The following is a 21552-nucleotide window of genomic DNA, read 5'->3' on the forward strand; positions in this document are numbered from 1 at the left end:
GAAACACACGTGATCGACGACTGGCAGCGCTTCTTCCCGCGCGAGCATCCCTTGCCGGGCGAAAAAGGCGGCCCCGGACTCGACGGCGCGAACAAGGCCGCCTCCGGTGTTGCCGACGATGCTTCGAACGACGTCAAGCGTCTGCAATACGCGTACAAGTTCGATCCATCGCTCGTCGATCCCCTATCGCAACTCCCGCACAGCGTGTCCGAAGTGCCGATTCCCGCCGCGGCAGACAAGCTGGCATCGGCAAAGGGCTTTCGCTCGCTCGCCATGCTCAACCTGTTGCGCGGCAACGTCTATGGCCTGCCGAGCGGCGAGACGGTGGCAAGCGCGCTCGGCGTGACGCCGCTCGGTCCCGACGAACTCGTGGTCCGCACCCAGGTGTCGAGCAACCCGTCGAAGACCTTCCGCTTCGATCGCATTGCCTCACTGAATGCGGATGGCGCGAGCCCGGTGCTTGGCGACACGTTCAAGGACGACACGCCGCTATGGTTTTATATCCTCGCTGAAGCGCAAGTTCCGGTGCTCGAGCTTGCGCCCGTTGGCGAGATTTTCAGCGAGGACGACATGCTCGGCACGCAGGACGGCAAGCACGGCGTGGGCGCGTTGACACAGATCATCGCGTTCGCGACCGCCGGCGAATGGCGACTGATGCCGCTGAAGGCCGTCGTCGATCTGGCGGCCTGAAGTCCCCGCTACCGAGGGGCGGCCAGGCGCGCGACGCTGCGCGCCTGGCGCGGCAGCACGATATACATGCCCCATGCCACGAGCAGGATCGCACGCAGTGCGTTCGCGAGTGGCTGCGCAGAGGAGACCCCTACATTGGTAATGGCTAGGCTGGCCGGCAAGGTCCACGCGTAAGTGATCACGCCGAGCAGCGTGGCGCGCCAGAAGCCGAACTGCCGGGGCGCGGGCATGGCGTGCGCGGCCAGCCCGCGTCGCACCATGTACCCCACGAGCGGCAGGCTGAGCAGCAAATACGCGAGCATGGGCACGATGAAGGGCATGCCGGCAATCGCAAGCGAAATGGCCGGCGAGGATTGTGCGAGGTCGTGCGGCATCCGGTTCGCGGCGAACGCCATGAGCGGCGTCGCAATCTTTCCGAGCGAGAGACGCAACACGGAGAAGGCCACCACGAAGAGCAGCGCGCTCGCGAGCCACTGACGCCAGGCGCAGGACCACCAGAGATAAAGACGCCGGCCGAACGACACCCCGGGAGTCAGCGTAAACAGCGCCCACTTGTCCCGGCGCGCCCCGATGCATGCGAGCACAACGAACAGCATGCCCGCGATGACGAATACGTCCTCACTCCACACGATCAATTGCAGAGGCTGATTGACGCTCGCCGAAGCCGGCGTGGACGAGGCGAAATTCTGCAGATGCCGCGCAATATACTCCGAAGGGCTGAGGGCCTGCGAGGATAGCTGTGGAGTCATCGCGCCTCCGTCTTCCGTGATGCACTGCCGCATGGCGATTTCATTCAAAATACGCACACTGCATCACAACGTGATATATCATCGAGTTGTATAACAACGTCTCAACCCATGCCGATCAGGATGGAGCGATAGCAAGGGACGTATCACTTCTACCCGATCCGGCGAAGCCAACATCCCGGCCGATTTGGGCACGTTTTTTGCGCACCACCGGGACCCTGGTCATGCGTTTTGCATTGGCCATATCGCCCTTGCCTTGGGGGTGCGAAATGAATGTCGATCAACCGGGAGCCACGCTCCTTTCGGAGGAAGACGCCCATCGTCAGTTGCGCCGCGCTGTGATTGCCAGCACCATCGGCACGACGATCGAATGGTACGACTTTTTCCTCTACAGTATTGTCACCGGGCTTATCTTCGCGAAGCTGTACTTTCCCGAATCCGACCCGCTCGTTGGCACATTGCAAGCCTTTCTGATCTATGCCGTGGGCTTCGTCGCACGGCCAGTCGGCGCGGCCATCTTCGGCCACTACGGCGATCGCGTCGGCCGCAAAGCCACGCTGATCGTCACGCTGCTTCTCATGGGGCTCGCCACCTTCGCCGTGGCCTTTGTGCCGACCTATGCATCCATCGGCATCTGGGGCGCCGTTCTGCTCACGGTGCTGCGCTTCATTCAGGGCGTGGGCGTAGGCGGCGAATGGGGTGGCTCTGTCTTGATGTCGATGGAATGGGCGCGCACCAATTCGCACCGCGGCTTCGTCGCCTCCTGGCCGCAATTCGGCGTGCCGGCGGGACTCTTTATCGCCAATCTCGTGGTGCTCGCCGTCAGCGCGTTCTCCGGAGACGCCTTCATGACGTGGGGATGGCGGGTGCCGTTCCTGCTGAGCATCGTGCTCGTCGCGATCGGCCTCTATATCCGGCTGAGCATTCTCGAAACGCCGATCTTCGCGAAGCTCCTCGCCGAGAACAAAATCGAGAAAACGCCGATGCTCGAAGTCATTCGCCGCCAGCCCAAGGACATTCTCCTCTCGGCATTGGCGCGCATGGCCGAACAGGCGCCGTTCTACATCTACACGGCCTTCGTCTTCACGTATGGCGTGAAGACGCTGCACGTTTCGCGCGACCTCATGCTCACTGCGGTTCTGTCTGCCGCCGTGCTGCAGTTCGTGACCATTCCGTTCTTTGGGCACGTGTCCGACCTGATCGGACGCAAGCGCATGTACATGATCGGCGCGTTGGCCGCGGGCATCTTCGGCTTTATCTACTTCGGCATGCTGGATACGAAAAACACGGCTTTGATTTTCGCGGCCGTGGTGCTGTCGCTCGTGCCGCACGCCATGCTCTATGGTCCGCAGGCGGCGTTCATCGCCGAATCGTTCACGGGTCGGCTGCGTTACAGCGGCGCCTCACTCGGTTATCAGCTCGCTTCCGTGATTGCGGGCGGCCCGGCGCCGCTGATCGCAACGGCGCTCTTCGCGTACTACCGCACGGGTTATGCCATTGCGATCTATATCGCCGTGTGCGGTGTGATCAGTCTGCTCGCCGCCTGGCGCATGGGCGATTACACGAACAAGGATATTTCGCGCGAATACGACGACGCGCACGGAACAGGCGATCACGGGCACGCTTCCCACCCTGCGTGATCGCCTGCTGAAAAACACAGCGCGCCCCTGCTTGACGAATCTCGCAGGGGCGCGCTTCTTTTTACCCATCAACAACGGTCAGCGAACCTGAACGCTCAGACCTTCGGTGCCTTGTCGAGCGCCACGCCCGTCGTCGGGTCGAGGTACAGCCTGCGGTCTTCGTGGCCGCGGCCGCGGCGGTCGAAGTCGAACATGCCCATGATGCTGCCCGCCGTCGCATCGAACGAACCGCCGCCGATGCGCTGACCATCAAGCCAGTTGTCTTCGATGAAACGCACCACGGAAGACTGGTCGATCAGCGTATGGTCGACGTAGTTCTCGCGCGCCCACGGCGAGATCACGACGAACGGAATGCGCGTGCCCGGACCGCAGCGGCCGTTCACGGGCTTGCCGTTCAGGCCGGCAGGCGCCGAACCCGTGCCGCAGATGCCGGCGGCCGTCAGCTGGTCGGCCACGCTGTCGTACGAAGCGCTGGTGGGCTGCGCGTAGGCATGGTCGTACCAGCCGTCCGAGTCATCCCATGCCACGATCACGGCCGTATCTTCCCAGTCATGCTGTTCCTGCAGGAAGTTCACGACCTTCGTGACGAACGCCTGCTCGTCGAGCGGGTCCGAATAACCGGCGTGGCCATCCTGGTAGGCCGGAGCCTTCAGGAAGCTCACCGACGGGAAATTGCCCGCCTTCACGGCAGCGAAGAAGTCGTCGCTATCGTACTGGTGATTCGCCGGGTCGGGGTTGCCGTTCTTGCCTTCGGTGTGCCCGATCGCGGCGAGCGAGCTCGGACGCAGATGCTGCGGGTTCGACGTCGAAGCGTAGTACTGGAACCAGTTGTGGTGCGGAATATAGTCGGCCGTCGCTGCGCCCACCACCGGCGAGACCGTGCTGCGCTTGCAGCCGGTCGTGCCGTTGCTGTTCGTCGTCGCGAGGTTGAAGCCGCCCATGAAGCCACCCCACGAGACGTTACGCGCGTTCAGCAGGTCGCCGATATTCTTGCCGGTCATCTGCGCCTGATCGGTCGCGCTCGAGCAGAGGTCGTAGGCCGGATCGACGTCGTTGATCATCGTAAAGCCGTTCTGCCCGTCGTTCACATAGTACGAACCGGCGACCGAAGGCTTCTTGGTTGTGAGCACAACCTTCATGCCGTTGGTCTGGCCCGAGACCACTTCGAGCGCGCCGGGCGTCGACGGACCGTAGGTCGACGTATAGGCGTTGTCGCTCATCGCGAAGTGCTGGGCGTAGTTCCACAGCGCCGTGACGGTGTTGCCGTCGTAATAGCCCATCACCTGGCCCTTCGTGCCGAACGCGCCGGCGCCGCCGCTCGTGCCGTTACCCGTGTACAACGGGAACAGGTCGGCGTGGCCGTCGTCGTATGCCTGCTGCTCGGCCGTATACGCGTGGTTCTGGTCGGCCGTGGCCGCCTGCGTGCGATCCAGACGGAACGGATTGGCCGCGCCCGCGCCATTGGCCGTGTTCGTGAAATTCGGGTTCTTCGTCAGCAGCGTGCCAGAAAGACCGTTCACTTCGGGCGTACCCGGTTGCGCCCGGAACGCAGGCTCGCCGGACGGGTTGGTCGCGTGCGGATAAGTCGCGAAGTAGTGGTCGAACGAGACGTTCTCGCCATAAATCACGACCAGGTGCTTGATCGGAGTGGCGGTGTGATTGTGTTCCGGATGATTCTTGTCGTGATCGTCACCAGCACTCCACGCAACTGTCGATGCGAGTGCTGCGGCTGTGAGCGAACCAACTGCGACATGACGCCATTGCATTTTCGGCTCCTGGTTGGTTTCGTATTGTCGGGATCACCGTGAAGCCGGGTGAAGGCGTTATGCAGCTCGCATCGTGGCGCTCATGCCAGCTGAATGCGGAGGCTACACGGCATGAGGATTAGAGCATCGAGGTATGAATGCTCAGCGTCAGACTCCTTACGAAATATTTTCGACTGGAAAGTTTGACGCCGAATCGCTGAAGCGATAAAGCCAGACTACATTCAGGTATGAAGATTGCGCAGCGCGCTGACGCGCGCCGGTTAGCAAACAAGGTGAACCAATTGAACCGGGCCGCTACGCGGCGAGCCGAAAGTGAACAGGCGGCCTAGATGAAACTGACGCCGCCGTTGACGGCAATGGTCTGCCCCGTGACGAAACCGTTGCCGACCACCATCAACACGACCTGTGCGACCTCATCGGCTTCACCGAGACGGCCAACCGGCAGCCGCTCGGCGACGTTCGCGGCTTTCAGCGGCGCGGCCATTTCCGTGTCGATGGGTCCGGGCGCGACGGCGTTCACGGTCACGCCTTCCCGTGCCACGCGCGAGGCGTAGCCGCGCGTCAAGCCTTCGAGGCCCGCTTTCGAAGCGTTGTAATGAACGCCGACGAGGCCCCCGCCGCGCGCGGCCGCCGACGACAGATTGACGATGCGCCCCCAGCGGCGCGCGCGCATGCCGGGCAGCACCGCCTGCGTGCAAAGAAACGCCGACTTGAGATTGACGGCGAGCGTGTGGTCGAATTCGGCCTCTGTAAGCGACTCGATGTCGCTGAACGTGCCTGTGCCGGCGTTGTTCACGAGCACATCGACCGCGCCGAGGCGGCGCTCGATCTCGCCGATCATGCTCGTGACCTCGCTGGCCGACGACACGTCGGCGCGCACCGCGAGCGCGCGGCCCCCGGCGCTCTCGATCTGCGCGACGACCTGGTCCGCCTCGTCAGCGCGCTGGCGGTAGTTCACGCCGACCGCGGCGCCAGCCGAAGCCAGCGCCACGGCAATGGCGCGGCCGATCCCGCGCGAGCCGCCGGTCACGAGCGCAACGCGATGATTGAGGTCGGGTAAAAGAGCGGACATGGCGGACTCCTTCAGCGATGGGTTGACACTGCACCGCCGCCCTTGCGCAAGACGCTCGCCTTGACGCGCTCACGGCGCGGTGCCGATGCCGCCGCCCGGGCCCGCCAGTTCGCCGTCTACGCCCAGCCCGGCCGCATGGCCGTGGGCGTTCGCACGGCCGCCACGGCGCGAAAACGGCGGCGTGCGCAGCTTCGCGCGGCGACGCGGCCCGGAAACCGGGTCCAGATAGAACATGACGAGCGTGCCTGCCGCGGCCGCCGCCGCGAGATGGAACAGTGCCTTCATGGATGCCTCTCGATAGTTGCAACGCATGCAAAGCGCGGAAACCGGCGCGATCGGCGTGATCGAGTCGACCGGCCATTGCATCGATCCGCGCACCCATTATGCCGCCGACAGCTGGGCGCAGGCATTGCTCCATTCGTTTGCAAAGCCCCTATGCCCACCCAGAATGAGGGACGATCATGCACCTCAATGTCGCTCAAAAACTCATCGCTTCACATCTCGTACACGGCAAGCTTGCCGCCGGTGATGAAATCGGCATCTCCGTCGATCAAACCTTGACCCAGGACGCAACCGGCACGCTCGTCATGCTCGAACTCGAGGCCATGGGCCTCGATTACGCAAGAACGAAGCTCAGCGTGCAATACGTCGATCACAACCTGATCCAGGAAGATTACCGCAATGCCGACGATCACCTCTTCCTGCGCAGCGCCGCCGAACGTTTTGGCCTGTGGTACTCGAGGCCCGGCAACGGCGTGAGCCACCCCTGCCATCAGGAAAACTTCGGCAAACCCGGCGCAACCCTGCTCGGCTCCGACAGCCACACGCCCGCGGCGGGCGCACTCGGCATGCTGGCGATCGGCGCGGGCGGGCTCGAAGTGGCGCAGGCCATCGCGGGCGAACCGTTCCTCACGCGCATGCCGCAAATATGGGGCATCCGGCTCACGGGCAGCCTGCCCGACTGGGTCAGCGCCAAAGACGTGATTCTCGAAATGCTGCGCCGCCATGGCGTCGATGGCGGCGTTGGCAGGATCATCGAATATCACGGCCCGGGCCTTGCGTGTCTGAGCGCGATGGACCGTCACGTCATCGCCAACATGGGCGCGGAACTCGGCGCGACGGCAAGCATATTTCCCTCCGACCGCGAAACGCGGCGCTTCTTGCGCGCCTGGCAACGCGAGAACGACTGGAGCGAACTGGGCGCCGATGAGGGGGCTGCTTATGACATCGAGGACGAAATCGATCTCTCGTCGCTTGTGCCGCTCATCGCCATGCCTTCGAGCCCCGGCAATGTGGTCACCGTGAAAGAGGTGGCCGGCGAGCCCATTTATCAGGCCTATATCGGCTCCTCCGCCAATCCCGGTTACCGCGATTTCGCGGTGGCCGCGGCCATTGTGCGCGACAAGGCCGTGCACGAGCGCGTGTCGTTCGACGTCAATCCCACGTCACGCGCGCAGCTCGAGATGCTCTCGCGCGAAGGCTACGTGCAGGATCTGCTGCACGCGGGCGCACGCTTGCACCAGGCGGGCTGCAACGGCTGCATCGGCATGGGCCAGGCGCCGGCCACGAGCACGCTGTCGCTGCGCACCGTGCCGCGCAATTTTCCGGGCCGCTCGGGCACGCCCGAAGACAAGGTTTGTCTCGTGAGCCCGGAAACCGCCGCGGCGTCCGCGCTCGCGGGGGAAATCACCGACCCGCGCACGCTGCCCATGCCCTACCCGCGCATCAGCGACCCGGATCACCCCATTGTTCATCGCGCCATGTTCGCGAGACCGCTGGCGCGCGAAGACGCGGCCGAAGTCGCCTTGAAGAAGGGCCCCAACATCGCGAGCCTGCCGGACTTCGAGCCCTTGCCCGAAAGCTTCGATTTACCCGTGTTACTGAAGGCGGGCGACAACGTGTCCACCGACGAAATCTTGCCTGCGGGCGCCCGCGTGCTGCCGTTTCGCAGCAACGTGCCGAAGCTGGCCGAGTTCGCCTTCGAGCGCATCGACGACGCTTACGCGAAACGCGCGCGCGACACGGGCGATCACTGCGTGATTGGCGGCGGCAACTACGGGCAGGGCTCGAGCCGCGAACATGCCGCGCTCGCGCCGCGATTTCTCGGCCTGCGCGTGGTGATTGCCAAAAGCTTCGCGCGCATTCATGCCCAGAATCTCGTGAATTTCGGCATTCTGCCGCTCACGTTCGCCAATGAACAGGATTACGAATCGATCAAAGCCGGCGACATGCTCCATTTCGATGGCATCCAGACCGCGCTAGCCTCGGGCAAGCCATTGAAGATCACGCTGGAGGACGGCAAACGCACGCTCGAAACCCGCCATACGCTGACGCAACGGCAGGTCGAGTACCTTCGCAGTGGCGGCGTGCTCAACTGGACACAGCAGCGATTGCAGCGTACGTAAGACGTGCGGCGTCGGCAGGGGCGCCGCGTTCAGGAAAAGCCTTCGTCCCAGCGTGTATCGCGCACCTGCACCATGCCCGCTTCCACGCGCACCGCGAACACCGCGACGTCCTCATACGCGGGCGGCGCGAGCACCTTGCCCGTCTTGATGCAAAAACGGGCGCCATGGCGCGGGCAAATCACCTCGTCGCCCTCCACGTCGCCGCCCGTGAGCACGCCGCCGTCGTGCGGACAGGTGTCCTCGATCGCATAACAGGTCCCGTCGAGATTGAAAACGGCGACCGCTGTGCCGTCCACATCGACGCTGCGTACGGAACCCGGTTGAAACTCGGCGTATGGCGCCACGTCCACCCAGTCGGCCATGTCAGAGCATCCCCAGTTGCAGCAGCGCCGCTTCGGACATGCGCGCTCTCGTCCACGGCGGGTCCCAGACCAGCTCCACGTTCGTCTCGCTCACGCCTTCCACGTCGTTCACGTATTCTTCGACCGTGCCGGGGAAGGTTTGCGCGACCGGGCAGCCCGGCGCGGTCAGCGTCATGCGGATCGTCACGTGACCCGTTTCGGCGTCCACGTCCAGTTGATACACGAGCCCCAGATCGTAGATGTTCACCGGTATCTCCGGATCGAACACCGAGCGCAGCGCGTCGATCACGCGTTCGCGCAGGTCGTTGCTCGCCGTTTGCGTATTCATCGTCAATTGCCTCCAGGCACGCGCAGAGTCATTCCGTCGATACGGTCCCGCGCTCGTCGCGCAACGCGGCGTGCAGCGTGTGCCACGCGAGCGTCGCGCACTTGATGCGCGCCGGAAATTCGCGCACGCCCGCGAGCACCGCGAGCTTGCCGAGCCCTTCGGCAGAGGCCGGGCGGTCCGAAGGCGCCGTTGCCATCGCGTGAAAGCGTTCGAACAGCGCCTCGACCTCCGCTTGCGTGCGGCCCTTGAGCGCTTCGGTCATCAACGAGGCCGAAGCCGTTGCGATCGCGCACCCCGCGCCCTCGAAGCCGGCGTCCTTGACCACGCCGTCCTCGATACGCAGATACAAGGTGACGCGGTCGCCGCACAATGGGTTGTAGCCTTCGGCGCTATGCGTTGCACCGGGCACGGTGTGACAGTTCCGCGGCCGCCGGTAATGGTCGAAGATCGTTTCCTGGTACAGGTCGCGCAAGTCGCTCATAGCGGAAACACCTCCTCGACGCGCGCAAGTCCGTCCAGCAACGCGTCGACTTCGGCGCGCGTGTTGTACAGCGCAAACGAGGCGCGCACCGTGGCCGGCACGCCATACCGGTCCATCACCGGCATCGCGCAATGATGGCCCGTGCGCACGGCCACGCCGCATTGATCGAGTATCGTGCCGATGTCGTGGGCGTGCGCGTTCTCCATGACGAACGAGACGATGCCGAGTTTTTCTTTCGCCGTTCCAATCCTTCGCACGTTAGGCATCGCACGCAATGCCGCGTCGGCATACGCGAGCAGATCGGCCTCGTGCCGTTGTGCCACTTCCAGGCCGATCGCACCGACGTAGTCCAGCGCGGCGCCGAGCCCGATCGCGCCGGCAATGTTCGGCGTGCCCGCTTCGAAGCGCCACGGAATGACGTTGTACTCGCTCTTCTCGAACGTCACGGAGCGGATCATGTCGCCGCCGCCCTGCCATGGCGGCATGGCTTCCAGCAGCGCAGCCTTCGCATACAGCGCGCCAATGCCCGTGGGCCCGTAGATCTTGTGCCCCGAGAACGCGTAGAAGTCGCAATCGAGCGCGGCCACGTCCACGGGAAGATGCGCAATCGCCTGCGCGCCGTCGACCAGCACCGGCACGCCGCGCGCATGCGCAAGCCCGATCATCTGTGCAAGCGGATTGACGGTGCCCAGCGCGTTCGACGCATGCGCCACCGACGCCATGCGCGTGCGTGGGCCGAGCAGGCGTGCGAAAGCGTCGAGGTCGAGCGTGCCGTCGTCGTCGATCGGCGCCACCTTCAGCAGCGCGCCCGTCTGCGCGCAGACGAGCTGCCACGGCACGATATTCGAGTGATGCTCCATCGCGGTGATGAGCACTTCGTCGCCGGGTTGAAGGCGCGGCCGCGCGTAGCTTTGCGCCACCAGGTTGATCGCTTCCGTGGTGCCGCGCGTGTACACGATCTCCTTCTCGTGCGCCGCGTGGATGAAACGCGCAATGCGCGCGCGGGCGCCCTCGTAGGCATCGGTCGCCCGCTGCGACAGCAGATGCACGCCGCGATGCACGTTGGCATTGTCGTGCTCGTAATAGGCTTGCTCGGCGGCGATCACGCTCGCGGGCTTCTGCGTGGTCGCCGCGTTGTCGAGGTACACGAGCGGCTTGCCGTGCACGCTTTCCCGCAGAATCGGAAAGTCGCGGCGCCAGCCGATGACCGCTTCGGCGTCGGGAATGCCCACCGGTTCGAGTAGATTCATGACAGTCCCCGCAGGTACTCGCCGCCGGGCAGGCGCGCGAGCAGCTGTTGTGTGAGCCGGCCGCGCAGCGCGGCGCTTTCCACGCGATCCACGCTCACGCGCGCGAACGACCACACGAGGAGCGCCCGCGCCATGCGCTCGTCCATGCCGCGCGAGCGCAGATAAAAGAGCGGGCTCTCGTCGAGCTGGCCGACGGTCGCGCCGTGCGTGCACTTCACGTCGTCGGCGTGAATCTCCAGTTGCGGCTTCGTGTCGATCTCCGCGTTGCGCGAGAGCAGCAGATTGTCGTTGCCTTGATGCGCGTTCGTCTGCTGCGCGTCCTGATGCACGATCACGCGGCCATCGAATACCGCATGCGAAGCGCCGTCGAGCACGCCGCGATAGTATTCCCGGCTCGTGCCGCGCGGCATCTCATGGTCGATGCGCGTGTGATGATCCACGTGCTGCCGCGCGCTGACGAAATACAGGCCGTTCAGGTCGGCTTGCGCGTCTTCCGCATCGAGGCGCGTGTCGATCTGCGTGCGCGACAACGCGCCGCCGAACGCGAACGAGTGCGAGGTGAAGTGGCTCGCGCGCCGCTGCGAAACGCCCACGTGCGCGATATGAAACGCGCTGCGCGCCTCCTGCTGGATGCGGCAATGCTGAACGTCGGCCTCTTCGTCGGCGACGATTTCGGTGGCGGTGTTGACGAAATAGGCTTCGTCGGTAATGCCCGCGAACTGCTCGACGATCGAGCAACGCGCCCCCCGCTCCGCCACCACCGCGTTGAACGGATGCATGGCGAGCGCGGCCTCGCTGCTGAAGAACAGCACGTGCAGCGGCCAGTCCAGCGCGCAGCCGGGCGGCAGCACGACCACGTAGCCGTCGCTGCGAAACGCGCCGTTGAGCGCCGCAAAGCCGTCCTCGGGCGCACGCCGCGCCATGATCGATTCGACCCGCTCAGGAATCCTGCGCATCGCCTGCGCGAGCGTGCCGACGAACGCGCCTTCCGGCAAAGGCGGCAAGGACGAGAGCTTCGGCACGTGGCGGCCGTTCACGAACACGATACGGCCGCCCGCGTCGGCGGGCACGAGGTCGTCGATCAGGCGGGCGTAGTCGGTTTGCTCGCCGTCCGAAGGCATGAAATGCCAATGCGGCTTCGCAATCGGCATCACATTGGTGTATTTCCACGCTTCGAGTTGCGTGCCGGGAAAGCCCAGCGTCTCGAACCGGTCGAACGCGTGCCGTCTCGCCTTACGCAACCACGGCAGCTCGACGCCCGCCAGCGTCCCCGCCATCGTGCGGAAGGCGTCGCGGTAATGCTCGCGCGTTGATTCGCTCATCGTTGCTCCCTGGCCGCTGCCGTGTGTTGCGTGCCGGCGCCTTGCCCCGCTGCCGGTCCGTCGTCATCCTGCTCGCCGAGCCAGCCATAACCCTTGCGCTCCAGCTCGAGCGCAAGCTCACGCGAACCCGAGCGCACGATGCGCCCCTGCGAAAGCACGTGCACCTGGTCCGGCACGATGTAGTCGAGCAGGCGCTGGTAGTGTGTCACGAGCACGATGGCCCGGTCCGCGCTGCGCATCTGGTTCACACCACGGGCGACGAGTTGCAACGCGTCGATATCGAGCCCCGAGTCGGTCTCGTCGAGAATGGCGAGACGCGGCTCCAGCACCGTCATCTGCAGCACCTCGTTGCGCTTTTTCTCGCCGCCCGAAAACCCTTCGTTCACGCCCCGGTAGAGCAGGTCTTCCTTCATCTCCATGGCCGCCATTTTTTCCTTCACCAGTGCGAGAAAGTCCATGGCGTCGAGTTCCGCCTCGCCACGATGCTTGCGCTGCGCGTTGAGCGCGGCCTTGAGCAGATAGATATTGCTCACGCCCGGTATTTCCACCGGATACTGAAACGCGAGAAAGAGCCCGCGGCGCGCGCGCTCGTCGGGCGCAAGCGCGAGCAGGTCGCAGCCGTCGTACTGCACGCTGCCCCCCGTGACCACGTATTGCTCGCGCCCCGCCAGCACATGGGCGAGTGTGCTTTTGCCGGAGCCGTTCGGCCCCATGATCGCGTGAACCTCGCCCGCATTCACGCGTAAATCCACCCCGCGCAGAATCGGCTTGCTTTCCACTTCGACATTCAGATTGCGAATTTCCAGCATTCTTTTCTCCCTCTCAACCTACGCTGCCTTCCAAACTCACGCCCAGCAGCTTCTGCGCTTCCACGGCGAATTCCATCGGCAGTTCCTTGAGCACGTCCTTGCAAAAACCGTTGACGATCATCGACACCGCGTCCTCCTCACTGAGCCCGCGCTGCCGGCAATAGAACAACTGGTCTTCGCCGATCCGCGACGTGGACGCTTCGTGTTCGACTTTCCCGCTCGGGTTCTTCACCTCGATATACGGAAACGTGAAGGCGCTGCAGCGGTCGCCGAGCAGCAGCGAATCGCACTGGGTGTAGTTGCGCGCGTTCTCGGCCGAGCGCGCCATTTTCACGAGCCCGCGATAGGCGTTCTTGCCGCGGCCGGCCGAGATCCCCTTGGAGAGAATCGTGCTGCGCGTATTGCGCCCGATATGCACCATCTTCGTACCGGTATCGGCCTGCTGATAGTGGTTGGTGAGCGCCGCCGAATAAAACTCGCCGATCGAGTTGTCGCCCTGCAGGATCACGCTCGGATACTTCCACGTAATGGCGGAGCCGGTTTCGACCTGGGTCCACGAAATCCTCGCGTTGGCCTCGCGGCAGTCGCCGCGCTTCGTCACGAAGTTGTAAATGCCGCCGCGCCCCTGCGCGTCGCCCGGATACCAGTTCTGCACCGTCGAGTAGCGGATTTGCGCGCCTTCCAGTGCGACGAGTTCCACCACGGCGGCGTGCAGCTGGTTTTCGTCGCGCATCGGCGCGGTGCAGCCTTCCAGGTAGCTCACGTAGGCGCCCTTGTCGGCCACGATGAGCGTGCGCTCGAACTGGCCCGTGTTGCGCGCGTTGATGCGGAAGTAGGTGGATAACTCCATCGGGCAGCGCACGCCCGGCGGGATATAGCAGAACGAGCCGTCGCTGAAGACGGCCGAGTTGAGCGTGGCAAAGAAGTTGTCGGTGTACGGCACGACCGAGCCGAGATACTGGCGCACGAGGTCCGGATGGTCGCGCACCGCTTCCGAGAACGAGCAGAAGACGATGCCAAGCTCGCCCAGCTGCCGGCGGAACGTCGTGGCGACGGAGACGCTGTCGAATACCGCATCCACGGCCACGCCCGCGAGCATCTCGCGCTCCTGCAGCGGCACGCCGAGCTTTTCGTAGGTGCGCAGGAGTTCCGGATCGACCTCGGCGAGGCTCTTCGGACGGTTCGCCTGCGTGTGCGGCGCCGAGTAGTAGGCGATGTCCTGGAAGTCGATGGGCGGGTGTTCGATGCTCGCCCAATGCGGCTCGGTCATCGTGAGCCAATGCCGGTAGGCGGCGAGCCGCCATTCGAGCATGAAGTCCGGCTCCTGCTTGCGCGCCGAGATGAGACGGATCACGTCCTCGGACAAACCACGCGGCAACGTGTCCGACTGCACGTCCGAAACGAACCCGTGCCGATATTCCCGCCGCAGCAATTCCTCGAATGTTTTCGCTTGTGTATCCATGACGTTATTACGGTCTCCTTTACACTCATGACCTCATTCTAGAACCCCTGGCAAAACCCTGGCATGGCCGGGGTTTAACCGCAGCGCATGACGCGCGCAGCAGGCACGCCCGATGCGGAAGACCCTTCTCGCAAGAGAGAAATGACAACGCATCCGCGTGAAGCCGACCCTTCCACTACTGGCCGTCAGTTTCTTCGCCGCGGACGTGCAGGCGGGTGCGGGCCCCTTTCTCGGCATCTATCTGCAGGCGCATGGCTGGACGCCCGAAACGATCGGCACCGTGCTGACCCTGGGCGCGGTGGTCGGCACACTCGCGACGGTGCCCGGCGGCGCGCTCGTCGACGCCGTTTATCACCGCCGCGCGGTGGTGGTCGGCGCCAGCCTGTTGACCATCGTGGCCGCTTGCGTCATCTGGCTCTCGCACGGCTACTGGCCGATCGCGTTTTCGCAGATCGCCACAGCCGTCGGGGGTTCGGTGATGGGCCCCGCGTTGACGGGATTGACGCTCGGCATGGTCGGCCGCAAGAACTTCGACCGGCAATACGGACGCAACCAGGTCGCGAACCATGCCGGCAACATCATCGCCGCGGCGTTGTCCGGCGCGCTCGGATGGTGGCTCGGCATTGCCTACGTGTTCGTGCTGGGCGCGGCATTCGGTCTCGCGTGCATCGCGTCCGTGCTGCTCATTCCCGCGCGTTCGGTGCACCGGCACTACGCGCGCGGCCTCGTGCACGACGACGCAAAAGATCGTTCGCAGGTGCGCGCCGAGCGCATGCGCATGCTGTTGCACTGCCGCCCGCTGCTGCTGCTCGCCGCGTCGCTCGCGGCGTTCAGCCTCGGCAATTCCGCCATGCTGCCGCTCTACAGTCTTGCCGTCGCGGCGGCGCATCACGGCGACGCCAACCAGATCACCGCCGCCAACATCATCATCTCGCAGGTCGTGATGCTCACGGCCGCGGTCTTCGCAAGCCGCATCATTCGCCGCTGGGGCTTCTGGTGGGTCATTCTCGCGACGCTCTTCACACTGCCGCTGCGCGGCGTATTCGCCGCGTGGCTGGCGTCGCCGTGGGGCATCCTGCCCGTGCAGGTCTTCGACGGACTCGGCTCCGGTTTGCAGAGCGTCGCCATCCCCGCGCTCGTGGTGCATTTGCTGCATGGCAGCGGCCGCGTAAATCTCGGTCAGGGCGCCGTGCTTGCGGTGCAGGCCGCGGGCGGCTGCCTGAGTCCGCTGCTGGGCGGGTGGCTCGCCAACCGCTTCGGCTATCCAGCGGCGTTTCTCGCGCTCGGCAGCCTCGCCGTCGTCGCGCTGGCCATCTGGGTCACGCAGGGCGCGACCATCCGCCGGTCGTGCGACACGCGCCGCGACGAACTGGAACAACTCGCCGACGTCGACACATCGGCGTTGTTTCACTGACGACGATGGCCGCGAGTGCACGCGAGCAGGCATGCGATTCGCGACACCCTGCCGGCACATGACGAAGAATGCCAATGGAGAAGCCATGAAGCCACTGCATGTTCCCGTCTGGGGCGCGATCGCCTGTGTGGCGCTCGTCGCCTCGCTGTCGGTCAACGCACAGACCCAAACTCCCGCTCATCCCCCTGCGCCGCCGATGGTGAAGCCGCCGGCAGCCGTGCCTGGCACGGCAAGCGGATCGAACCCCACCAACCCCGACAACATGCCTGTGAAAAAACCCAAGGGGCCCGCCACCCACGACAAGATGATGCGCAGCGACCCCGCCAGCGACGCTCAGGCCAAGTAGCGCAAAAAGAAGCGCAAAAAGAACTCACCATTGGCTGCACCAGGCTCTACCCTTAAACGATAGAACTCACGGAGGACCAAGATGAGAATCGAATTCACGAGTCGCCGCCACGCTGTGGCTGCCGCACGCGTCGCGTTCGAAGCCAACGTGGACAACCGCCCGGTATGGTGCAGCGTGTCGCTCGACGCGCTGAACGACCGCTTCGGCAACACCGGCACGTCGGCGCATGCGCTATTGAGCGCCTTCGAGGCGAACCGCCCAAGCATCGAACTGGCCGCGCGGCACGCGCTGGAGAAAAACGGGGGCCAGTCCGTGGAGCTCGAAACGCGCGATCTGGAGTAAGCGCGCCGACGCAAGCGCAATCGCAACCGCAACCGCAACCGGGTTCGAATCGTCAGCCAGAGTGGCCTGCTCCAGGGAGGCCTCGATACTTCCCCAAAGAACTCAAGAGCGCTCGTCCGAGTGCCAGTCTGGCGAAGCCGAAGTGTCCACAATGGCCGGCATCCGTACATACCCGCGCGGTTCAATTGCACATCGCAATCGGCTAATCTTTTCTTGCGTCCGCGACCAGCGCCACCCTTTCGTGTGCGTCGCGTTGTTTCCCCCGGCGCTTGCCGCGGAACGCACCCTGCCAGCCACACTACGCTTGAACCCGTTCGCCTCGACGCGACGGCCCTGACGTGACAAGGAGGCAGACATGGACGCACTGCAGTGGGGAACCGCCATCGGCGTCATGGTATTGGTCATCGCGGCCACGGCCGTGATCGCGCACTATCGCCGCGAACGGCGCCGCGCAAGCCTGTTGCGCAATCTCCACCATCACAACGGCATCCGCTCTTCGCACCTGCGCTAGCCGGCCTCGCGCCAGGCGTCTTGCGCGCACGTCGCGAGCATCGCGCGCAGCCGTCCGATATCGGCGGGCTTCGCGAGATGCGCATGGAAGCCGGCCGCCAGCGCGGCCGCCCGATCACCGTCCGAAACATGGCCGCTCAGCGCGACCAGCATCACGTCGGCGTGATCCGGCATGGCGCGCATGCGCTCCGCCAGCTCGTAGCCGTTCATGCCCGGCATGCCGATATCGACGAGCGCGAGATGTGGCTTCCATTGCCTCAGCACAGTCAGTGCGCTCGTGCCGTCGCCGGCCGTTCTGACTTCATGCCCTTCCAGCTCGAGCAACGCGCCGAGTGCGAAACACGCGTCGGCATTGTCGTCGACGATGAGCACGCGCGCCGGGCCGTTGCCCGCCAGCACGGCGGCGAGCGGCTTGAGGGCTTCGGCGCTGCCGGTTCGCACGGGAATCGAGAGACGCGCCAGCGTGCCGCGCCCGATCCCCTCGCTCGTCACGAGAATCTCGCCGCCATGCAGCTGCGCGAGCCGCTGCGCGATGGGAAGCCCGATGCCGAGCCCCCCTTCCAGCCGCGCACTCTTGCCCGCGAATTGCGCAAACGGCTCGAAAATGCGCGAGAGCACGGCCGGGTCGATCCCGATGCCGTTGTCGCGAATCGAAATCTCGACGCAGCGTGCGTCGCCCGTGTCCTTGTGTTCGACGACGAGCGCGATCTCGCCACCGTCGGGCGTATAGCGCACGGCATTGGACAGCAGGTTCACGATCACCTGCGTGAGCCGCGTCGGGTCGGCGAACAGCCGCAGGTCGCCGGCAAGCGGATGCACGCTCAGCCTATGCCTGCGCGCCTGCGCACGCTCGCGAATGGAGGCGAGCGCGTCGGCGAGGATTTCGTTCAACGACGCATCGGTGGGGTCGACGCTCAGCTTGTCATGGTCGAGGCGCGAGGCATCCTGCAGTTCGTCCATCAGACGTTTGAGCTGCGCGATCTGGCGCTGCGCAACCGCGAAGTATTCGCGCTGCGGCGCGCGGTCTTCGCAGATCATCTGGAGCGCCTGGAACGCGTTTTCGAGCGGCGCGAGCGGGTTGCGGAACTCGTGCGCGAGCACGGCGATCACTTCCGAATAGCGCTGCGTCTGCATGCGGCTATGGTCGCGCGCCTCGACCAAATCGAGCGCCGAGCCGGCCACGGCGGCAAACTCGCTGAGCACGCGCTGGTCTTCGCGGGTGAAGCGCGAACGTTCTTCGAGCGAGGCGGCCCAGATCGCACCCAGTTGCCGCTCTTTCGAAACGATGGGCAGGATGAGCGCCTCCTGCACGACGGCGCATGCGGGGGCGAGAACCGGGAAGTCGTCGCTCAGCGCGGTGAAAAGCAGCGGCTTGCCGGCTTCGAGCACGACGGCGCACGGACAGTCGTTCCAGTGGATTCGGGTGCCGCACAGGTTCGCGAACTTGCCGGCCACGCTGTGCCAGCGAAAGTAGCGCTCTTCGCCTTCGTGTTCCAGCAAACTGATGCCGGCCGATTGCGCGCAGCACAGACGCATCGCAAAGTCAGCAATCCTCTGCAACAACACTTCGCGCGAGTCCAGTTGCGCGGTGACCAGAGCGAGCAGCGCCTGATTCTCGCGCGCATGGTCGGGCGCGCGAGACGGCCGCGCATCGATGTCGGCGATGGCGGGCGACCTGCCTTCCGGTGCCATTGCGGTCTCCTCCGGTGGCCCGATGAAGCTATTTATGGCGTACGTAATAGGGCTGAGCCATTTTATGCACCGCCGGAAAGAATGTTAATTGCCGCAGGTCGTTCGTAATGACAGCATTTCGGTCAGGCGCGTGCTGCACGCCGCAGCGCGACTTGCGCGCAATTCTGCCGACGAAAAAAGACGGGGACTGTGCCAGACGAGTGACAAGGGAAACGCCCGGAAATGCCGGGCGTTTCCCCTGAAGGGGACGCCGGCGGCTTCAGACCTTGCGCGCGCGGAGATATTTGAAGAACTCTGCGCCCTCCTGCAGGCGCCGCTTCATCATTTCCCAGCTCACCAGCATCTCGCGGACAATTTCCCAGATCTTCGACGGCCGGAAATAGAAGCGCTTGTAGAACTCCTCGACGCCAAGGTAGATCTCTTCGCGCGACAGGTGCGGATAGCCGATCGTCGAGGCCTGGGTGCCGGCCGAATTGATGAGTGTGATGACCTTGGTATCGTTCAGCCAGCCGTTTTCGACCGCCTGCTTATGCAGCACCGTGCCGGGATAAGGCGCGGCGAGCGAGACCTGAATGGTATGGGGATTGATCTCTTTCGCGTACTGAATGGTCTTCTGGATCGTTTCATGCGTCTCGCCCGGCAGGCCGAGGATGAAGGTCCCGTGAATCTTGATGCCGAGCTTGCGGCAGTCCTCGCTGAACTGGCGCGCGAAGTCCGTGCGCACACCCTTCTTGACGTTGACGAGAATCTGATCGTCGCCGGATTCGAAGCCCACGAGCAACAGACGCAAGCCGTTGTCCTTCATCACCTTGAGCGTCGAGTACGGCACGTTCGCCTTGGCATTGCACGACCACGTCACGCCCAGCTTGCCCAGCCCGCGCGCGATCTCTTCGGCGCGCGGCCTGAGATCCGTGAACGTGTCGTCGTCGAACATGATCTCCTTGATTTCGGGCATGTTGTCCCGAATCCATTTCACCTCTTCCAGCACGTGCTCGACCGAGCGCGTGCGATAGCGATGGCCCCCCACCGTATGCGGCCAGAGACAGAAGGTGCAGCGGGACTTGCAGCCGCGCCCCGTGTAGAGCGAGAGATACGGATGCTTGAGATAGCCGCTGAAATAATGCTCGGGCGTGAGGTCGCGCTTGTAGATCGGCGAGACGAAGGGAAGCTGATCCATGTCTTCGAGGATCGGCCGGGCGTCGTTGTGCATGATGCCGCCGTCGGGCAGCCGATAGCTCAGGCCCAGGATCGAGTCGAACGGCCGCCCCTGGGAGATCTCGAGACACGTGAAGTCGAATTCTTCGCGGCACACGAAATCGAGCGCATTGCTCGCGGTCAGCGAACCATGCGGATCGACCGCCACCTTGGCGCCGATCATGCCGATGAGAATCGTGCTCTTGCGCCGCTTCAGGTGCTCGGCGAACTGGATGTCGCTCTGGAACGAGGGCGAACTCGTGTGAATGATAATGAGTTCGTATTCCTGTGCAATATCCAGGGTCGCTTCGAGCGTCAGGTCGTCTGCGGGGGCATCCACCACGCGGCTGCCTTCGACCAGCGCGGCGGGCTGAACGAGCCACGTGGGATACCAGAACGAACGGATTTCGCGCTTCGTCTGGAAGCGCGAGCCCGCGCCGCCATCGAAGCCTTCATACGAAGGTGCCTGCAGAAACAGCGTTTTCATGAATGCCCTCGGAGAAAAATCGTGAATTTGTCTCGAAGCCTACAAAAACATGACACTTTTGCTGGATGGCGGCTTTGCCCGGGTCAAGAATACTACGACTTGCTGCCGCGGCACGTCGAAAAAACGTCTGTACCCGCTTATCGAAAGCCCCACTTAACAAGGCCGCCGCCGGTCGAACACAGTAGAACCCCGCATTCGTCGGCATGAGCGATGCTTTCTGTACTATATTTTTCTGGCATCCGCAGCAGCATTCACAGCGCTCCAAACCGGGAGGCGATGTATGTCGCGATATCACGACATGCCGGAAGGCGTGCCGGTTGGCAATGGCCACCGTATCAGCCCAGCGGACTTTCTGCTGATGGCAGGCTTTCTCGCCTACCGTGCCCCGCTCGCATCGGTCGATGCCCGAGCGGCGGCCCGGCGTATCCTCGATGCGGTGCTCAGTGCAGCGGCCGCGCACGGCTTCGCGGATTCCGCCGTGCTCGAATCCATGATGGCGAGCGCCGAAAAATCGGCCGATGTGCGCAGTCTCGCGGAGCAAGCGAGCGCGGCAGTGGGTGACACGTTCGCTTACATGCAGGTGATACGCGGGGCGGGCGTCGCGCTGGAAGCCGACCCTTATACGCTGGTTACGTGAGATCCGGTGTTCCCGCGGCGGCGCGTATGCGCAGGACCGTCTGCCGCGAAGTGCCGAAGCGCCGCGCCACCTCGCTCACCGAGAGCCCGCTGCCCAGCGAACTCATCACGCGCGCGCGGTCGTGCGCCGAGAGCGAGGCGGGCCTGCCCGTGGGGCGCCCGCTGCGCTGCGCGGCCTTGAGGCCGTTGCGGCTGCGTTCGCTGCGGGTGGCCGCCTCCATGCGCACCACCGCGCGCAGCATCTTGACCGCTTGCGGCTCGGGGCGCCCCGTGAGATCGACGCCGCCCAGTTCGACACAGCGCACGCCAATCTTTCCCTTGCGGCAGTTGAGCAGCGTGGCGAGCACGTCGCGCGCGTTGCAGCCCAGGGCGGAAAGCTGCAGAACCACGAGTTCGTCCTCGGGATCGATGCGTCCGAGCAGTCTCGTCAACGCGGGCCGTTCGGCGGCGGCCACATACGGCGCCACCGCGTCCATGGCCACGCGGCTGAGCGCCACCGTGTAGCCCGCCTTGTCGAGCTGGATCAGTTCCCGCTCGGGAAACTCGCCGTCGCTTGCGCCGTTGATGTAGAAAAACGTCCGTTGCACACGTGGCTCCC

The 21552-nt window shown here is 64.4% G+C and carries 21 protein-coding genes and 1 pseudogene; 8 read left to right on the plus strand and 14 right to left on the minus strand.

The annotated features are described in order from the left end of the window. Positions 1 to 9: 9 nt before the first annotated feature. Positions 10 to 690 carry a hypothetical protein gene (locus AB4Y40_RS13165; protein WP_368688043.1) on the plus strand — a complete coding sequence of 227 codons (681 nt, stop codon included), beginning with the start codon at positions 10 to 12 and terminating at the stop codon, positions 688 to 690. An 8-nt stretch (positions 691 to 698) separates the two neighbouring features. On the opposite strand, the gene AB4Y40_RS13170 is transcribed toward AB4Y40_RS13165, so the two are convergent. After that, positions 699 to 1439: a hypothetical protein gene (locus AB4Y40_RS13170; RefSeq protein ID WP_368688044.1), complete on the minus strand. Its 741-nt coding sequence runs from the start codon at positions 1437 to 1439 to the stop codon at positions 699 to 701. Between the two features lie 266 nt (positions 1440 to 1705). Between AB4Y40_RS13170 and AB4Y40_RS13175 the strand changes: the two genes are divergently transcribed. Beyond that, positions 1706 to 3076 (plus strand): MFS transporter, encoded by a 1371-nt coding sequence (locus tag AB4Y40_RS13175; protein WP_368688045.1) that lies wholly within the window; start codon positions 1706 to 1708, stop codon positions 3074 to 3076. Between the two features lie 95 nt (positions 3077 to 3171). On the opposite strand, the pseudogene AB4Y40_RS13180 reads toward AB4Y40_RS13175, so the two are convergent. The 3 genes and pseudogenes from AB4Y40_RS13180 to AB4Y40_RS13190 all read right to left on the minus strand — a co-directional run. Next, positions 3172 to 4731 (minus strand): annotated as a pseudogene (locus AB4Y40_RS13180) (phospholipase C); the annotation flags it as partial. A gap of 436 nt (positions 4732 to 5167) precedes the next feature. Then, positions 5168 to 5914 carry an SDR family NAD(P)-dependent oxidoreductase gene (locus tag AB4Y40_RS13185; RefSeq protein WP_368688046.1) on the minus strand — a complete coding sequence of 249 codons (747 nt, stop codon included), beginning with the start codon at positions 5912 to 5914 and terminating at the stop codon, positions 5168 to 5170. Between the two features lie 69 nt (positions 5915 to 5983). Continuing rightward, complete coding sequence (locus AB4Y40_RS13190) at positions 5984 to 6199, minus strand: hypothetical protein (RefSeq protein WP_368688047.1); 216 nt, start codon at positions 6197 to 6199, stop codon at positions 5984 to 5986. 176 nt (positions 6200 to 6375) lie between these two features. Here AB4Y40_RS13190 and AB4Y40_RS13195 point away from each other — a divergent pair, with 176 nt between their 5' ends. Beyond that, the gene (locus AB4Y40_RS13195) at positions 6376 to 8319 is read left to right on the plus strand and encodes an aconitate hydratase (protein WP_368688048.1); all 1944 of its coding nucleotides are present in this window, start codon (positions 6376 to 6378) and stop codon (positions 8317 to 8319) included. Between the two features lie 29 nt (positions 8320 to 8348). On the opposite strand, the gene AB4Y40_RS13200 is transcribed toward AB4Y40_RS13195, so the two are convergent. The 7 genes from AB4Y40_RS13200 to sufB are packed head-to-tail and all read right to left on the minus strand — an operon-like array spanning position 8349 to position 14333. Beyond that, positions 8349 to 8681, minus strand: a complete 333-nt coding sequence (locus tag AB4Y40_RS13200; RefSeq protein WP_368688049.1) for a non-heme iron oxygenase ferredoxin subunit — start codon at positions 8679 to 8681, stop codon at positions 8349 to 8351. Between the two features lies 1 nt (position 8682). Then, on the minus strand, positions 8683 to 9009 hold the full coding sequence (locus AB4Y40_RS13205) for an SUF system Fe-S cluster assembly protein (RefSeq protein ID WP_368688050.1): 327 nt from the start codon (positions 9007 to 9009) through the stop codon (positions 8683 to 8685). Between the two features lie 28 nt (positions 9010 to 9037). Next, positions 9038 to 9490, minus strand: coding sequence for a Fe-S cluster assembly sulfur transfer protein SufU (gene sufU / locus AB4Y40_RS13210; protein ID WP_069262276.1), 453 nt, complete (start codon positions 9488 to 9490; stop codon positions 9038 to 9040). Next, on the minus strand, positions 9487 to 10740 hold the full coding sequence (locus tag AB4Y40_RS13215; protein WP_368688051.1) for a cysteine desulfurase: 1254 nt from the start codon (positions 10738 to 10740) through the stop codon (positions 9487 to 9489). The genes sufU and AB4Y40_RS13215 overlap by 4 nt, the downstream gene beginning before the upstream one ends. Next, positions 10737 to 12062 (minus strand): Fe-S cluster assembly protein SufD, encoded by a 1326-nt coding sequence (gene sufD, locus AB4Y40_RS13220; protein ID WP_368688052.1) that lies wholly within the window; start codon positions 12060 to 12062, stop codon positions 10737 to 10739. Before sufD ends, AB4Y40_RS13215 begins: the two co-directional genes overlap by 4 nt. After that, positions 12059 to 12871, minus strand: coding sequence for a Fe-S cluster assembly ATPase SufC (sufC, locus tag AB4Y40_RS13225; RefSeq protein ID WP_368688053.1), 813 nt, complete (start codon positions 12869 to 12871; stop codon positions 12059 to 12061). Before sufC ends, sufD begins: the two co-directional genes overlap by 4 nt. Before the next feature lie 13 nt (positions 12872 to 12884). Next, positions 12885 to 14333: a Fe-S cluster assembly protein SufB gene (gene sufB / locus AB4Y40_RS13230; protein WP_342923286.1), complete on the minus strand. Its 1449-nt coding sequence runs from the start codon at positions 14331 to 14333 to the stop codon at positions 12885 to 12887. Positions 14334 to 14490: 157 nt separating this feature from the next. Here sufB and AB4Y40_RS13235 point away from each other — a divergent pair, with 157 nt between their 5' ends. From AB4Y40_RS13235 to AB4Y40_RS13250, 4 genes are all read left to right on the plus strand, one after another. Then, positions 14491 to 15747, plus strand: coding sequence for an MFS transporter (locus AB4Y40_RS13235; protein ID WP_368688054.1), 1257 nt, complete (start codon positions 14491 to 14493; stop codon positions 15745 to 15747). Between the two features lie 85 nt (positions 15748 to 15832). Next, positions 15833 to 16093 carry a hypothetical protein gene (locus tag AB4Y40_RS13240; protein WP_368688055.1) on the plus strand — a complete coding sequence of 87 codons (261 nt, stop codon included), beginning with the start codon at positions 15833 to 15835 and terminating at the stop codon, positions 16091 to 16093. An 81-nt stretch (positions 16094 to 16174) separates the two neighbouring features. After that, positions 16175 to 16435 carry a DUF1488 domain-containing protein gene (locus AB4Y40_RS13245; RefSeq protein WP_028204289.1) on the plus strand — a complete coding sequence of 87 codons (261 nt, stop codon included), beginning with the start codon at positions 16175 to 16177 and terminating at the stop codon, positions 16433 to 16435. A gap of 355 nt (positions 16436 to 16790) precedes the next feature. Beyond that, positions 16791 to 16946, plus strand: coding sequence for a hypothetical protein (locus AB4Y40_RS13250; RefSeq protein WP_169739106.1), 156 nt, complete (start codon positions 16791 to 16793; stop codon positions 16944 to 16946). On the opposite strand, the gene AB4Y40_RS13255 is transcribed toward AB4Y40_RS13250, so the two are convergent. Both AB4Y40_RS13255 and hpnJ read right to left on the minus strand, forming a co-directional pair. Continuing rightward, positions 16943 to 18637, minus strand: a complete 1695-nt coding sequence (locus tag AB4Y40_RS13255) for an ATP-binding protein (RefSeq protein ID WP_368688056.1) — start codon at positions 18635 to 18637, stop codon at positions 16943 to 16945. The two genes, AB4Y40_RS13250 and AB4Y40_RS13255, sit on opposite strands and share 4 nt — an antisense overlap. A gap of 259 nt (positions 18638 to 18896) precedes the next feature. Then, the gene (gene hpnJ, locus AB4Y40_RS13260; RefSeq protein WP_368688057.1) at positions 18897 to 20318 is read right to left on the minus strand and encodes a hopanoid biosynthesis associated radical SAM protein HpnJ; all 1422 of its coding nucleotides are present in this window, start codon (positions 20316 to 20318) and stop codon (positions 18897 to 18899) included. A 280-nt stretch (positions 20319 to 20598) separates the two neighbouring features. Here hpnJ and AB4Y40_RS13265 point away from each other — a divergent pair, with 280 nt between their 5' ends. Continuing rightward, the gene (locus AB4Y40_RS13265) at positions 20599 to 20955 is read left to right on the plus strand and encodes a hypothetical protein (protein WP_324141858.1); all 357 of its coding nucleotides are present in this window, start codon (positions 20599 to 20601) and stop codon (positions 20953 to 20955) included. Here AB4Y40_RS13265 and AB4Y40_RS13270 read toward each other — a convergent pair. After that, positions 20948 to 21541: a recombinase family protein gene (locus AB4Y40_RS13270; protein ID WP_368688058.1), complete on the minus strand. Its 594-nt coding sequence runs from the start codon at positions 21539 to 21541 to the stop codon at positions 20948 to 20950. The genes AB4Y40_RS13265 and AB4Y40_RS13270 overlap by 8 nt on opposite strands. Between the last annotated feature and the right edge of the window lie 11 nt (positions 21542 to 21552).

This window comes from Paraburkholderia sp. EG287B (assembly GCF_040965595.1).
Taxonomy (GTDB): domain Bacteria; phylum Pseudomonadota; class Gammaproteobacteria; order Burkholderiales; family Burkholderiaceae; genus Paraburkholderia.

Bases quoted from the DNA above. Each gene is read 5' to 3' on its own strand.
- sufD (WP_368688052.1), bottom strand. From the start codon at position 12,062: ATGAGCGAATCAACGCGCGAGCATTACCGCGACGCCTTCCGCACGATG.
- AB4Y40_RS13170 (WP_368688044.1), bottom strand. From the start codon at position 1,439: ATGACTCCACAGCTATCCTCGCAGGCCCTCAGCCCTTCGGAGTATATT.
- sufC (WP_368688053.1), bottom strand. From the start codon at position 12,871: ATGCTGGAAATTCGCAATCTGAATGTCGAAGTGGAAAGCAAGCCGATT.
- AB4Y40_RS13195 (WP_368688048.1), top strand. From the start codon at position 6,376: ATGCACCTCAATGTCGCTCAAAAACTCATCGCTTCACATCTCGTACAC.
- AB4Y40_RS13265 (WP_324141858.1), top strand. From the start codon at position 20,599: ATGTCGCGATATCACGACATGCCGGAAGGCGTGCCGGTTGGCAATGGC.
- AB4Y40_RS13190 (WP_368688047.1), bottom strand. From the start codon at position 6,199: ATGAAGGCACTGTTCCATCTCGCGGCGGCGGCCGCGGCAGGCACGCTC.
- sufU (WP_069262276.1), bottom strand. From the start codon at position 9,490: ATGAGCGACTTGCGCGACCTGTACCAGGAAACGATCTTCGACCATTAC.
- AB4Y40_RS13200 (WP_368688049.1), bottom strand. From the start codon at position 8,681: ATGGCCGACTGGGTGGACGTGGCGCCATACGCCGAGTTTCAACCGGGT.
- AB4Y40_RS13240 (WP_368688055.1), top strand. From the start codon at position 15,833: ATGAAGCCACTGCATGTTCCCGTCTGGGGCGCGATCGCCTGTGTGGCG.
- AB4Y40_RS13255 (WP_368688056.1), bottom strand. From the start codon at position 18,637: ATGGCACCGGAAGGCAGGTCGCCCGCCATCGCCGACATCGATGCGCGG.
- AB4Y40_RS13250 (WP_169739106.1), top strand. From the start codon at position 16,791: ATGGACGCACTGCAGTGGGGAACCGCCATCGGCGTCATGGTATTGGTC.
- AB4Y40_RS13185 (WP_368688046.1), bottom strand. From the start codon at position 5,914: ATGTCCGCTCTTTTACCCGACCTCAATCATCGCGTTGCGCTCGTGACC.
- AB4Y40_RS13205 (WP_368688050.1), bottom strand. From the start codon at position 9,009: ATGAATACGCAAACGGCGAGCAACGACCTGCGCGAACGCGTGATCGAC.
- AB4Y40_RS13245 (WP_028204289.1), top strand. From the start codon at position 16,175: ATGAGAATCGAATTCACGAGTCGCCGCCACGCTGTGGCTGCCGCACGC.
- hpnJ (WP_368688057.1), bottom strand. From the start codon at position 20,318: ATGAAAACGCTGTTTCTGCAGGCACCTTCGTATGAAGGCTTCGATGGC.
- AB4Y40_RS13175 (WP_368688045.1), top strand. From the start codon at position 1,706: ATGAATGTCGATCAACCGGGAGCCACGCTCCTTTCGGAGGAAGACGCC.
- AB4Y40_RS13215 (WP_368688051.1), bottom strand. From the start codon at position 10,740: ATGAATCTACTCGAACCGGTGGGCATTCCCGACGCCGAAGCGGTCATC.
- sufB (WP_342923286.1), bottom strand. From the start codon at position 14,333: ATGGATACACAAGCGAAAACATTCGAGGAATTGCTGCGGCGGGAATAT.